Origin of the sequence: Paenibacillus jamilae (assembly GCF_050482105.1) — a bacterium.
GTDB lineage: Bacteria > Bacillota > Bacilli > Paenibacillales > Paenibacillaceae > Paenibacillus > Paenibacillus jamilae_B.
In genome coordinates this window covers 146,308-158,378 of record NZ_JBCNHI010000013.1, presented here as the reverse complement: position 1 = coordinate 158,378, position 12,071 = coordinate 146,308, and the positions used below count along the sequence as shown (strand labels likewise).

15 protein-coding genes are annotated in these 12,071 nt (G+C 40.0%); 1 reads left to right on the top strand and 14 read right to left on the bottom strand.

What is annotated here, in order from left to right; translation table 11 throughout:
* Window positions 1-28: 28 nt before the first annotated feature.
* From ABEW32_RS10935 to ABEW32_RS10870, 14 genes are all read right to left on the bottom strand, one after another.
* Window positions 29-379: a hypothetical protein gene (locus tag ABEW32_RS10935; RefSeq protein WP_430187541.1), complete on the bottom strand. Its 351-nt coding sequence runs from the start codon at window positions 377-379 to the stop codon at window positions 29-31.
* A 763-nt stretch (window positions 380-1,142) separates the two neighbouring features.
* Window positions 1,143-2,864, bottom strand: coding sequence for a helix-turn-helix domain-containing protein (locus ABEW32_RS10930; RefSeq protein WP_430187538.1), 1,722 nt, complete (start codon window positions 2,862-2,864; stop codon window positions 1,143-1,145).
* Window positions 2,865-2,973: 109 nt separating this feature from the next.
* Window positions 2,974-3,750, bottom strand: a complete 777-nt coding sequence (locus ABEW32_RS10925; protein ID WP_430187535.1) for a (2Fe-2S)-binding protein — start codon at window positions 3,748-3,750, stop codon at window positions 2,974-2,976.
* Window position 3,751: 1 nt separating this feature from the next.
* On the bottom strand, window positions 3,752-4,792 hold the full coding sequence (locus ABEW32_RS10920) for an ABC transporter substrate-binding protein (protein WP_430187532.1): 1,041 nt from the start codon (window positions 4,790-4,792) through the stop codon (window positions 3,752-3,754).
* 623 nt (window positions 4,793-5,415) lie between these two features.
* Window positions 5,416-5,925 carry a hypothetical protein gene (locus tag ABEW32_RS10915; protein WP_243208189.1) on the bottom strand — a complete coding sequence of 170 codons (510 nt, stop codon included), beginning with the start codon at window positions 5,923-5,925 and terminating at the stop codon, window positions 5,416-5,418.
* A 216-nt stretch (window positions 5,926-6,141) separates the two neighbouring features.
* On the bottom strand, window positions 6,142-6,570 hold the full coding sequence (locus ABEW32_RS10910) for a hypothetical protein (RefSeq protein WP_430187529.1): 429 nt from the start codon (window positions 6,568-6,570) through the stop codon (window positions 6,142-6,144).
* 178 nt (window positions 6,571-6,748) lie between these two features.
* A complete protein-coding gene (locus ABEW32_RS10905) occupies window positions 6,749-7,213 on the bottom strand; it encodes a DUF2691 family protein (RefSeq protein ID WP_430187527.1) in 465 nt (154 codons plus the stop codon).
* A 208-nt stretch (window positions 7,214-7,421) separates the two neighbouring features.
* Window positions 7,422-7,817, bottom strand: coding sequence for a DUF2569 family protein (locus ABEW32_RS10900; RefSeq protein WP_430187524.1), 396 nt, complete (start codon window positions 7,815-7,817; stop codon window positions 7,422-7,424).
* A gap of 103 nt (window positions 7,818-7,920) precedes the next feature.
* Window positions 7,921-8,118 (bottom strand): hypothetical protein, encoded by a 198-nt coding sequence (locus ABEW32_RS10895; RefSeq protein WP_430187522.1) that lies wholly within the window; start codon window positions 8,116-8,118, stop codon window positions 7,921-7,923.
* Window positions 8,115-8,447 (bottom strand): hypothetical protein, encoded by a 333-nt coding sequence (locus ABEW32_RS10890; protein WP_430187520.1) that lies wholly within the window; start codon window positions 8,445-8,447, stop codon window positions 8,115-8,117. The genes ABEW32_RS10895 and ABEW32_RS10890 overlap by 4 nt, the downstream gene beginning before the upstream one ends.
* 177 nt (window positions 8,448-8,624) lie before the next feature.
* Window positions 8,625-9,053: a hypothetical protein gene (locus tag ABEW32_RS10885; protein ID WP_430187517.1), complete on the bottom strand. Its 429-nt coding sequence runs from the start codon at window positions 9,051-9,053 to the stop codon at window positions 8,625-8,627.
* Between the two features lie 268 nt (window positions 9,054-9,321).
* Window positions 9,322-10,134 carry a class I SAM-dependent methyltransferase gene (locus ABEW32_RS10880; protein ID WP_430187514.1) on the bottom strand — a complete coding sequence of 271 codons (813 nt, stop codon included), beginning with the start codon at window positions 10,132-10,134 and terminating at the stop codon, window positions 9,322-9,324.
* A 212-nt stretch (window positions 10,135-10,346) separates the two neighbouring features.
* A complete protein-coding gene (locus ABEW32_RS10875; protein WP_430187512.1) occupies window positions 10,347-11,039 on the bottom strand; it encodes a hypothetical protein in 693 nt (230 codons plus the stop codon).
* 150 nt (window positions 11,040-11,189) lie between these two features.
* Window positions 11,190-11,414: a helix-turn-helix domain-containing protein gene (locus ABEW32_RS10870; protein WP_430187509.1), complete on the bottom strand. Its 225-nt coding sequence runs from the start codon at window positions 11,412-11,414 to the stop codon at window positions 11,190-11,192.
* Between the two features lie 153 nt (window positions 11,415-11,567).
* On the opposite strand from ABEW32_RS10870, the gene ABEW32_RS10865 reads away from it, so the two are divergent.
* A complete protein-coding gene (locus tag ABEW32_RS10865) occupies window positions 11,568-11,855 on the top strand; it encodes a DUF6809 family protein (RefSeq protein ID WP_029515468.1) in 288 nt (95 codons plus the stop codon).
* Window positions 11,856-12,071: the final 216 nt, after the last annotated feature.

The window sequence follows — 12,071 nt, the reverse complement described above, 5'->3', positions numbered from 1 at the left end:
CTACTTAGAAATCCTGTTTAATTCAACATCACCATTCTCTCCATTCTTCTGTAATATCTTGATCTTCCTCAATTTCTAATCCAGCTAGTCTTGCTGCCTTATCTATAAATTCAGCCAGTTCTTCACGTTCCATCGTTTCAATAAAATAGTCGTTCTTTTCATTCAATTCATTAATCGTAATTACAATTTCTTCTACAGCCTTCATAATACTTTCAGGATGTTTAGTTTCTTGTAATAATATTAATTGGTTTAGATAGTTATTCAGGACTTTATCAGACATTAATAATCTCTCTTCCGTAAAAAGGTCATCTCCGTATTCAACCATTCTTTTGTTCCACAATTGAGTTGGTTTTTCATTAAATAGGTCCTGTAATGTCATTGGGCATATCCCTCATTTTCTTGTTTTTGTTTTAATAGATTTTTAAAATTGTTGCATAGTATTTCGCATATGAGTTTGCTTACTAACTTGCTTTTCACTTCACTTATCTAATTTTTTCTTTGATTCCTCTTTTTTCATCTGTTAGTACACCCTTAATGAAAGACCAAGTACGGTCAACATCTGGTCAGTACAATTGGCTTGGAGGATTTATTCCCTTCTAAGTCTCAGATAATAAAAACCCACCTTCGGCTCTTAACCTTTAGGTGATTTTTTACCTTCTCTTGTTGTTATTGAGGCATGTTAAAAATGCAAGAATAGATGTCCAAAATAGTAACATTAGAGTCATCGCATCTTTTACTTCCATGGTCTCACTTTTCGAAGGAAAACCATGCCCACCCAAGAGTCAATTGTATCTATATTTTACCTGTATTCACATTAGCAAACAAGTGTTCTCATTTATTTTCTTGTATTTTTCTTTTATTCTATTTGTTATCCATCATTTCTAGCATATAACGTTTCTGTGTTCACGATGTTCCTCTGATTTATGCGAACGAAATGAGCGGCCGCCGTGCGTATGTGTCCGCCTGCCCCCACTCCCTGGCAATCCTCTTTGCCGGAGCCTCTGATGCGTGGATATGATGTTATCTGATGGATTGGCCATAAAAAAACAGTTCAACTTTCCCTCTATGACAAAAGGCAAAGATGAACTGTCTTTAGTTCCTGTTAAAATCTCTATGAGCACAAGTAGCAACTTCTTCCCCCATCAAGCCAACAAAGCCTGAGCGATCTGATCCACAATGCCATTGATGCCTGTGGGTCCATAACAGCCGATCCATGTCGCGGCATCGACCGAGTGTATGTGCTGGCGCTCAACGGTATCAAGCATTCCCCAGACACGTTGTTCTGTCACAGATATTCCCTCCTGCATGAGTTCATGGCTAAGCAAGAAGTAATGGCTGGCATGTACAGCCGGTAGTCTGTCAACTGTGATGTGATAGGCCGTGTCGGAGGTATCTGCCACAAATAACGGAACAGGCAGACCTAGATCATGGTACAGCACAGCCCCTGTACGATGAGAGGCAGAATGCACGCGAACCAGAGAATCCAGCGGACGGATCAGTGCCACGCTCTTGCCTGCCAGAACGGGAGCAAGTTCTTCGGACAGCAATGTGGTTCGTCGGTGATAATCCGCTATAATACGCTTTGCCTCTTCTCGTTTGCCTGTCAGTTCACCGAACAGAGTCAGAATAATCTGCCAGTTTTCATTGCGCTTAAACATGAGAACTGGAGCGATCCGGCTTAACTGTTCATAGTGCGGCTCATGTACCTCGGTGCAAATAATTAGATCCGGAGACAGTCGTTCCACTGCAAGCAGGTCGGGGTACTCATATGTTCCGAGTAATTCAGTATTCTGAAGTCCTGCCCTGATCGTTTGAGGGAAATGTAACACTGCATTGCCTAGTCCTACACTACCTGCTGGAGAGAGCCCCAGCGCAAGCAAATGATCGGCATATTGCACATCGAGTACAGCGATACGCTTCGGAGGTCCGATAACATGGTATTCCCCTCGCATATGGCATATCACCGAGCCTTGGGCCGACTCATATGAAGAAGCTGTGCGGTTCCGCTGCAAGGAATGAGCATAGTCTATATCTGTTTTCGAAGCGGCATCAAGCCTATAACGCAGCGGAGGGACGCCATAATATTTCTTAAACGCCCTACTGAAATAATACATGTCGCGATAGCCCATTCTGTCAGCAATTTCACCGACGGGAGTATCCGTGTAACGCAGCATCCGCGATGCACTCTCCATGCGCAACTGAATGACATACTCAGTCAGTCCGAGCTGCTTTTCTTGTTTAAATCGTCGCTGCAGCTGTCTTAAGCTGCATCCAGCAAGGGTTGCCAGCTCTTTAAGCTCCAGATTCCGGCGATAATGCGACGCTATATATGAAGCGACAACATCCACCATGTCAGACGCTTCTCCTCCATGACCACGTTCGTAATCCATGATTAGTTCGTAGATCATACCCTGAAGCAACGCATTGGCATGAAAACGTTCCATCCCTTCGCCACGACGCCATTTGGCAACGATTTTTTCTGCATTCTCAATCCATACTGCTTGGGTTACCGAATTTTGCACAAATGAAGTGCGCAACGGGTGTTTGCGATATGAAGGCAAAACAAGAGAGGCTCCCTCCATGGAAGAAGCCTTGTACATGATCACGATATAATAAATGTCGTCTGATCTGGCCGTCAGCGTTAAGGATGTCCCCTTAACAACATGACCAGCAAAAGAAGCTCCAATGTGGCAAACCTCACCATTCATTGCAAGCTCCCCTTCCCCTCCGTATGCCAGCAACAACACATTCGAAGTTAATTCCGTTTCGCGAAGAACACTGCCTGTCTGCAAAGTACCGCTATACTCGTCAAGCATCTTGATCGTTGTATCACTCCATAGACTTGTCTGTTCTTGTAGCGGCATTTCTCTCATCTCCTGACAATAGCATCCTTTGCTAGAGTGACTCACATGACTAGGCTTAACCAATTAACTACAACCAGGCCTGTTAGCAAAAGTAAAATTGTTGCTGTTGTCATTTTAATTGAGATTTATTCTCATTGTCAATTTTCGGACATTTTCTGCAATATTCCCCTGACATCTGGTAATAAAAACAACAGGTGGTACGCTTGCTTTTCACGGCTGGAATGCTGTCCTTATTTTTTGTGAACCGAGTGAACGGATTTCTTTTTACACCGAACAAATGCCCGGGCGCTCCTTGCGTCAGATATGAAAAATCTGCCTGGATGTGCTGACTTTCTTGCTCAGCATTGTCTACTTCAGGAGTATATAATGGGACAATGCGTATCATGATATTCTCCCAAAGGATACTCATCGAAAGAGGAGCAATCGCAGCAAGCGTCTTTAACAGCGGTGCAAGGTGTAACGCAAACATCTCCTTTACCACCTTTTCCCGCCATACTTCCCTGTCTCCCGTTAGTGCTTCTGCCCGAAGCCCGTTCATAGCCAGAAAAGGAAAACGCGTCTCCCCCTCATTAGCTGTGAGCGTCGGATGATAGAGAAAGCTGTTGTCTAGCCGAAAAGAAACATGCTGATGATGAACGCTCATCGCGGTCAGTAACGGAGCAATCCACAGGTAGCCGATTCGCTTAGCTAACATCGAAGCAGCTACCCTCATGTCAGGCGCACCAATATACTCTTGAAGCCAGCTTAAATACTCTCGGCATGCAGCTTCTTCATGTAGTTGACTCAAAGCAATAATACGGACATTATCTTCAGACGGCTCACCAAGCCGAATCGAGTGTTCTTCCACCGTTTGCTGCCATAAGTCAGTCGATAGATAATGGTCCATTTTAATTCGATCCCAACAGTGCTTCCGATGCCTGATCTACAATAATATTAATTGCAAGTGGGCCATAATAAGCGATCCAAAGTGTAGAATTAACATCATATGCACGGTTATTTTTGACTGCATCAAGGGATTTCCATACTGAGCTGCTATCCAAAGTCTCTGCCTCTGCCGCAAACAACTCATCAGACAGAACAAAATAATGATCTGCTCCAATCTCAGGAACTTTCTCCATCGAGATTTCAACGGAGGTATCATCTTTGATCTTCTGGACTAATGCAGGCATTTTTAAGCCCAAATCCTCATACAGAATCCCGCCTGTACGATGCTCAAGACCATGAACACGAATGCCTTCTTTTCTCGGTCGAATAAGTGCTACCGCTTCCTCTCCCAACTTCTCCGACAGCTTCTCCTTCAGTCCTGCAATTTTGTCCTCATAAGCCTTACGCACAGTTTCTGCCTCTGCCTGCTTACCTGTGATCGCAGCCACCGTAGCTAACGTATCTCGCCAATCCTCGTAGAAGTCAAGTACGATTGTGGGTGCTATTTTGCTTACACGCTCATACTCTTTCTCTTGAAAATCAGTCATTAAAATAAGATCCGGGTCCAATGCTACAATCGCTTCCAGATTGGGCTTGTCCCGTGTACCTAAAACCTGTACGTCACCCGGCTTATCGCCTAAATATTCTGGAAATGTGGTATTGCCTTCAGCGATAACACTGCCTGCCGGCTGCTCGCCAACGGCTAGCAATTGATCCAGAAATTTGACATCAAGCACAGCAATTTTCTTTGGTTTCTCGTTAAGCGTATACTGACCCTTCATATGCGAGATCGTAACCGGGAAGGCTCCGGCAGTCTGAGGCGCTTCATTCGAAGGCGTGTCCGTTGGAGTTGTAGCAGACTCATTGCCGCCATTTGTACCTGCTCCGGCACCGCAAGCCGTCAGTACAAGAACAAGGGCCAGCATCCAGCCCATTAAAAATCGTGATTTATGGTTAGCATGTGCCATGCTTCCGGCAGCTTGCCTCTTTGTTCCTTTTTTCATAGTGAATCCTCCTTATGTATGATAATGATTTTCATTATCGAAATATAAGGCGAGTATAATATATCTCCACATCGCGTTACCATGTACTTTTGCGACATTTCAGCCGGACTAATGCGACATGTAAACCGCTATATCTTCATTTACAATTCTATCAGCTCTTTTACTAATTACTGCATAATCATCGTCTAATGTATCAAGCTAACAAAACCAAGAATCTCCCATTTTTTCTTTCCATTGATTGCTACCTCTTGCGTCAATGTACATTCCATATCCATTTGTTCCATTGAAACTACAACAGAGGTTTGTATGATAAATTTGTGGGTACTCTTCATTAAATTCTGAACGTGGAAACTCATAAAATGTTCCTTTGGATTCATAAGCCATATTCGGTGAAACATCTATCTTTAATACCCTTTCATCCGCAGATATTTCTAAAACATTTTGCTTTCTCCTTTTATCAAGTATTTCCTATAACGTTCTTGTATTTATGAACCCGTTAGGGGGTGTCTGCTGAAATTCCTCTCCGACACCCTTCTCACAGACCCAGGCTCCAAAGGAGCCGCTGCTTGAATATTATGTTATGTTATGTGATGCCACATCTTCTTCGAACTTTCTACCTACAATTATTTATGGATTTGAACTTTGATTTTAGATATTTGTTTATCTATTAAATTATAGATTTTTTCGATTTCATCTTCTTTGATTTTATTTTTTACCAATTCATTTTTAATTTCTTGTTGAAGTTCAATTAACGCTTTAAGTTTCAATGTTATATACCAGCCTGTCCATTCCGTAACTAGGCTATCGTCAAAGCATTCGCCATCGGTATAAAAGAACATTCTATAATAACCTATTCTCTTTTTTTTGTAGTAAATGTCTAACGTAGATATAACCTGCTGGGAATAGTGACTGTCTACAATCTGATAATCGGAATGAAAAATAGTTTTATACTCAATTGTATCTATTGAAGGCTTAATATTTTCTAGATTCAATTCATCAAAAAACAAACTAATTTCTTCTGGACATTCTTTCATGTAGTTATTGAATGTTACCCAAAAACCTTCTAAGGTTCTATCCATAATTTTATGTGTATCAATCCAGCTCTCTAGCGCTAAATTATCCAATTGAATCATCCTTCCTTTAAAATCTTATGTGATTTCACATAACGTTCCTGTATTCATGAACCCGAGAACCTTAAGCCCCAACGGGGCGGCCGCGACGCGGTTAGGTTCGCAGGTTTTGTCCGCCTAGATCCACTCCATTGAAAATTCCTCGGGAGGATCAAGGAGCCGTCAGGTTCCGCAGCGTGAATAAGATGTTATGTGATGTCGACAACTTCCTCAAATTAGCTAAATGCCTAGTACTGAAATATAATTTTGGGATTTCAATCGCTCTTTAATCCATGTTTGAAATTCGTTAATTAATTTCCTCAGTTTTTCAATGTTATTTTCATAGTCTTTTATAAATTCATCTTCACTACATCCAAAGAAAAAGCCAATATGCTCTTTAAGTGTATTCATTTCGGGTTGTCCTTCAAGAAGATTTATTACTCTTTCTAATCTCCCTAGGATTCTCCACCAAATTTCCTTTTGAATCTCATTAAAAGCATAGTGATCATAAGTAGTATATTCACTTTCAATTGATTTCTCTATAAAACCAAATACTTCTTCGGTCAAAAAGATTGAAGTATCATTCCAACATTGACCAAGATATCTACCCGACAAAATTTCAATATAACAAGTGCCTTCAAGTTCTTCTCTATTTCTTATTATCTTCATTATGCTTAACTCTTAAATAATATCGTCGATTTCACATAAGAGGTTGTCTGCTGAAATGCCTCTCCGAAATTCATTCCGCAGACCAAGGCTCCATTAGAGCCGCAACTTGAATATTATGTTATCAGATTTCAGCGTCTTCCTTGAACTACTTACAACAATCATTTTTTGTTTTTAATCATCAAACTGATAGTCTTGTCCTTGTATCATTTTCATCAGTTATATATTCCAGAGATTTATACCCCTTTCTCTTTATGTGATCATATAAGTCCTCAAGTTTTTCAAGGTCTTTGCAGTAAACTGTTATGTACACACTATCAATCACAAGAAGAATAATCTGACACTCACTCGCAATATATTCTTCATATGACATTACATCTATTATATTTGCTCCTTTTGGATACGCCTTTAAATTCGCAAATATTAAGTAGTACTTGTTGTAATCAATAATCTTTTTAAGATCTTCTCCATCCATTCCAGTAACCTTGTCTGGAAAGAGACTACCCCCTAAAGTATCATCAACAATAAAATATGACTCTTCTCCACCAATAAACCAACTGAAGGTAGTTATATCTATTGGCTTTAAAATCTCTCCAAGATGGTTTCCATAAGAATTTGGAATTTTAAAACTTATGCCTCTATTCATTTATTCACCCACTTCACGCTGATTTCATATAACGTTCTTATATTCACGAACCCTCACTGGCTTAAGGAGCGAATGCGCCGAGTCCGACGGACTTAGCCAGTGCAGGGTTGTCCGGCTGCTTCCACTCCCCCAAAATGTCTCTGCCGGACCGCGGGCCAAATGGCCCGATGCGTGAATATTTTGTTATCTGATGCCAATGCCTTCTTGATTAACTTTCAAATGTTGCTTTGACTCGTTTTGAGTTTTTAAAATACAAAATCCATATTGATCCAAAAATAATTGTAGAGATTAAACTTGGGAGTTCATCTATTTTGTTAATTGTGAGAATGAAGTTTAAAAATCCAAATATTATAGTGATTATTTCAATTTGAATTATTATATTTGGTCCTTTCCTTTTCTTCTTCAATATAAGCACTAGAGAAACAATGATTAAGACTTCAGAAAATAAATATATTCCGACAGAAATAATTCTAGCAAGATTCCAACCAATTGTTCCAACTAACATATAAATATAAAATTCGAAATAAAGACCTATTAAATTACTTATAAGTAGATAAAAAGAATAGATCACAAAGAAAAGCAGCCAGCCTTTAATTCCACTCATACTATTCTGAGATAATTGCATTATTGGCTCCTTAATTTTTGTCTTTTATTTCATTGAGCATTGGTTTCAGATAACGTTCCTGTATTCACGACGTTCCACCGACTTAAGTGAAGGTAGTGAGCGGCCGCGATGCGGTTAGTCGGTGCGGATGTGTCCCGGCAATCACTTCTTCGACTTTAGTTCCGGGACCGAGGCGGCTTATCCGCCGATGTGTGAACACATTGTTATCGGATGCTTCTGCCTTCCTAGGAACCCCCTCAAAATAATCTTCTATCACTTTTCTTAAATTACTATTCTTCATTCTTCATATTCTTTATTATCTATTAGCATTACTTCATTTACCCAGTCATCAAAAGAGTTAAATTCTCGTGTTTTTGGCCACTTTGAGTCTATTTCCTTATCCATCTTCCATGTTAGATGCACTTGTACACACTTATCTGGGTTAGCTTTGTATTGGTATAATACTTCGTCTTTATCTTCTCTTCGAGCAATGACGTCTAGATCAGCCCCATAAAGAATATGGTTTTCAGATATTTCTTTATGTAGTTCTTCAAGAAAAGTCTTTGAAGTTTCAGGTATCCACGGTTCTAAAAATTTCTTTTGTGGTCGGAGCATTAAAATCACCCTCATTAATTCTTTTTAAGTTTTTTCATATTGCAGAAGTTTCCGATAACGTTTCTGTATTCATGAACCCCGAAGGGGTTGTCTGCTGAAATTCCTCTTCGATATCCTTCCCGCAGACCAAGGCTCCAACGGAGCCACGACTTGAATATTATGTTATCGGATGTTGCTGACCTCATTGAACTACTACCAAGACCCTGTTCTTATATATTCCTTGAGTTTCATACATCCAATATCATAAAAAGAAACAATACTATCTTCAGGTCCGTTAATAATTCTTTTATATGCTTTTATAATTGGATTTGCTTTTATTTTATTTATTTCAAGTAATAATTCTCCATCTTCAAAAATCCATTTACACGGGTCTCCAATCGACTTCTTCATTACTGCTCCAACATAAGTCCCCCATATTACTGCCATTGACCAAATTTGATTGTCAGTCGGCTTCTCTTCTTCATCAGCATTCATAAGCTTGTTCCAATTATGATTGAGAATTTCCTCAACAATTTGGATTGAAGGTTCTTCAAAGGTTAGGTTGCAATTGAAGCTTTGTGCATAACTAATAGCCAATTCGCAATATTTGTTTATAGTCTCCTGAATCTCCAAATCCTCCATTGATTCCTCCTGCTTTTGTATGTGTTCCAGCGATTTCCGATAACGTTCAGGCATTCACGAACCCTCACTGCCTTAAGCGACCAACGGGAGCGACCGCGATGCGGTTAGGCAGTGCAGGGTTGTCCGCCTGTTAATCTTCCCTGAAAATCCTCGGGTGGACCAAGGGGCGCGACAGCGACCCGCAGCGTGAATGTTTTGTTATCGGATGTCAATACCTTCCTCGAACCTCTAAAAATCTTGGAGTCAGTTTCGCTTTTGTTTTTATATCTTATAGTTTTCTTGCCTTTATTACAAAAGTTACTGGAAGCATTTTTGCTCTCTTTGCCATATCGCTGTTATCATCCCGCAATTGCATAAACTCATAATCAGATTCCTCAATCATTAGCTCAATTACAAACCCAGCTTTTGCAAGCGCGTTTACATAAGTTGACAGCATACGGTCCGCTAACAATAGCTCACCTTCATCAACTGCCACCGGATACCAACCTTCATTAAAGTAACTCTTATTAATTACAAACCTATCATTTTCTGTAGTAACCCATCTGTGTATAGGGTGAGACCAACTGAAAATAAATAGCCCGTCTTTTTTAAGGTAAGAAGATATTCGTCGAAAGGTACCCTCAAGATCGGTGGTCCAACCTATGGCATAAATTGAATAAACATAGTCAAAATAATCCGTCGGGATGCCGCATTCTTCTTCCATGGGAGAACATATCAATTTTGCTGCTATTCCACATGACTTCAAATGTTGCGCTGCCTCTTCTATTTGTCTTTCTGAAATATCCACAGCCCATAGTTCAGATGCGTTTCGTTCCCCTTGATATTGCAAGGATTGACCATTTCCGCAGCCGATCTCCAGCAGTTTTTTTCCTGAGATATCACCAAAGAGCTGGCAATTTTCTTCTGAGATAAATGCTCCATAATAAGGGAGCACGATTGCTTTTAAGAAGTCATTGCCTTTGGTATCCCAATATAGGCTGTTTGTTTTATGAACAACATTCTTTTTTAAGTCTTCCGAGCTGCCGACACCATTTTCCCCGTCAACAATAATGCTTCTTCTATTTAATGAATTCTTGTCCATGAAGGCACCTTCTCTTAGTAGATATTTATATTTGAGCATTTCAGATTTGCATTAATTTCTGATAACGTTTGTGTATCTACGAACCCTCACCACCTTAAGGGCCGTAGGTCCGGCCGCGATGCGGTTAGGTGGTGCAGGGTTGTCTGGTGAATAGGCTTCCTCAAAATCCCTCTTGCAGACCAAGGCCGTCAGGACGCAGCGTATATACGATGTTAACTAATGTTCCGGCCTCCTTCGAAATAATCAATACTCTGGTCTTTAAATAGTTCTTTCAATTCCCTTGATGTTTCACTAACAAAGATCTTAATAATTTCTGCTTTAAAATAGATAGGTGCTATATGAGGTTCATTCTTTAGATCTTGCAGCCATCTCACCTTATTATCCCTATACTGATTGACTTCAAGCTGCGTAATGTAAGGATTTATTGTATATCCCTTAGCTTTTAAGAGTTTTGTAAACAGTTTTTCAGTACTTCCCATTGATCTTAAGAGATCAAATTCTACTTGGCTAACTTCAAGGTTATATGTCTTTCTAATATCATCCTTTTCGCCTCTGTAGTTTTTCTCAAAATCGAAATAGACGGTATCTGTCCACCTTAAATCTGTATAAATATGTGAAAAGTAACCTATAACAAAGTCCTTCCATTCTGGCCCCGCTTGCTTCAGTAAATATTCCTTGCACTTCTCCATGATCAATTCCTTGGCTGGTAATTTATCGTTATGTACGAGATGAGTCACACCTTTTTCTTCCCTGGATACCTTCCCTCTCATATGAATCGCATCCGGAGCAATACTGCCTAATAAAAAATTGGGTGAGGGGTCATTAATAGAAAGGTTTTCTGAAATTGCAAAGTGTACCATAGGCCAAGGCAAATTAATTCCTCCTTTGATATTTCCTTCAATCATGAACTTGTCGGAATTTCAGTTAACGTTCCTGTATTCATGAACCCCGAAGGGGTTGTCTGCTGAAATGCTTCCCTGAAATCTTCTCGCAGACCAAGGCTCCAAAGGAGCCGCTGCTTGAATATTATGTTATATGACGGAATCGCTTCTTCACTACTGGTTTTCTTCGGGTACATACTCAATTAAATCTGATAATTTGCAGTTAAATGTATCGCATAGCTTGAATAAAGTTTCCAGCTTTGTTGTTTCTATATTCGTTTCCCTATACAACTTGTTGATTGAATTCCGACTTAAGCCCGATTTCGCCATCAATTCTGTTATATCATCTATTCGATGTTCTGCCATGAGTTCTCGTATATTGCACTTGATTACTTTCATCTTTTCCCCTCCATAATTCTATCTTATCTCCCATACCAGCAATCATCAACGAAAAGCGAAGTTTTAACTCTATAACGTCAAATATTCACCTTGCAATTAACTTTATAAGGTTATATAATAACTCTGTAGAGTTAATTAGAGGAGGAATAACATATGATTAATACATTAGAATCATTAACAGAGCCGCTTATAAGAATACGTTTAGAATTACTCTATACTGAGCTTCTGGAGTGTCATAAGGAGTACACTCAGCTTTCTTCGGAGACAGATCAATATTTTAAAACGCTTCGTGATGCTTTGCCCGATCAACTTCAACATACGGTTTTTCTTTACGAAGACGCCCAAATTTCTCTACAATCCATCCTAGAAAGAAGTATCTACATACAAGGTTTCAAAGATGCTCTACAACTATTTAGTGAATTGCAAAATTCTAGTATTTAGAGGGTCATATGACCCTCTTTTTCTATTTCTATTTCTATTATTTCTGATTCTGTAGTATAACGTTCCCGTATTCACGACGTCCGACGAAGTCGGATGTGTCCGGCTGCCTCTACTTCTCCGAAATCCCTCTGCCGGACCAAGGGTCGGGCTTGTCCCGCCCCGCTGCGTTGAATGCAATGTTATCAGATGTTGGGGCCCCCTTCAAAATACCTACAT

What these genes read in the sequence shown, in the direction of transcription:
- ABEW32_RS10935 (WP_430187541.1), bottom strand. Translation starts at nt 379, where the DNA reads ATGACATTACAGGACCTATTTAATGAAAAACCAACTCAATTGTGGAAC.
- ABEW32_RS10930 (WP_430187538.1), bottom strand. Translation starts at nt 2,864, where the DNA reads ATGCCGCTACAAGAACAGACAAGTCTATGGAGTGATACAACGATCAAG.
- ABEW32_RS10925 (WP_430187535.1), bottom strand. Translation starts at nt 3,750, where the DNA reads ATGGACCATTATCTATCGACTGACTTATGGCAGCAAACGGTGGAAGAA.
- ABEW32_RS10920 (WP_430187532.1), bottom strand. Translation starts at nt 4,792, where the DNA reads ATGAAAAAAGGAACAAAGAGGCAAGCTGCCGGAAGCATGGCACATGCT.
- ABEW32_RS10915 (WP_243208189.1), bottom strand. Translation starts at nt 5,925, where the DNA reads ATGATTCAATTGGATAATTTAGCGCTAGAGAGCTGGATTGATACACAT.
- ABEW32_RS10910 (WP_430187529.1), bottom strand. Translation starts at nt 6,570, where the DNA reads ATGAAGATAATAAGAAATAGAGAAGAACTTGAAGGCACTTGTTATATT.
- ABEW32_RS10905 (WP_430187527.1), bottom strand. Translation starts at nt 7,213, where the DNA reads ATGAATAGAGGCATAAGTTTTAAAATTCCAAATTCTTATGGAAACCAT.
- ABEW32_RS10900 (WP_430187524.1), bottom strand. Translation starts at nt 7,817, where the DNA reads ATGAGTGGAATTAAAGGCTGGCTGCTTTTCTTTGTGATCTATTCTTTT.
- ABEW32_RS10895 (WP_430187522.1), bottom strand. Translation starts at nt 8,118, where the DNA reads ATGAAGAATAGTAATTTAAGAAAAGTGATAGAAGATTATTTTGAGGGG.
- ABEW32_RS10890 (WP_430187520.1), bottom strand. Translation starts at nt 8,447, where the DNA reads ATGAGGGTGATTTTAATGCTCCGACCACAAAAGAAATTTTTAGAACCG.
- ABEW32_RS10885 (WP_430187517.1), bottom strand. Translation starts at nt 9,053, where the DNA reads ATGGAGGATTTGGAGATTCAGGAGACTATAAACAAATATTGCGAATTG.
- ABEW32_RS10880 (WP_430187514.1), bottom strand. Translation starts at nt 10,134, where the DNA reads ATGGACAAGAATTCATTAAATAGAAGAAGCATTATTGTTGACGGGGAA.
- ABEW32_RS10875 (WP_430187512.1), bottom strand. Translation starts at nt 11,039, where the DNA reads ATGATTGAAGGAAATATCAAAGGAGGAATTAATTTGCCTTGGCCTATG.
- ABEW32_RS10870 (WP_430187509.1), bottom strand. Translation starts at nt 11,414, where the DNA reads ATGAAAGTAATCAAGTGCAATATACGAGAACTCATGGCAGAACATCGA.
- ABEW32_RS10865 (WP_029515468.1), top strand. Translation starts at nt 11,568, where the DNA reads ATGATTAATACATTAGAATCATTAACAGAGCCGCTTATAAGAATACGT.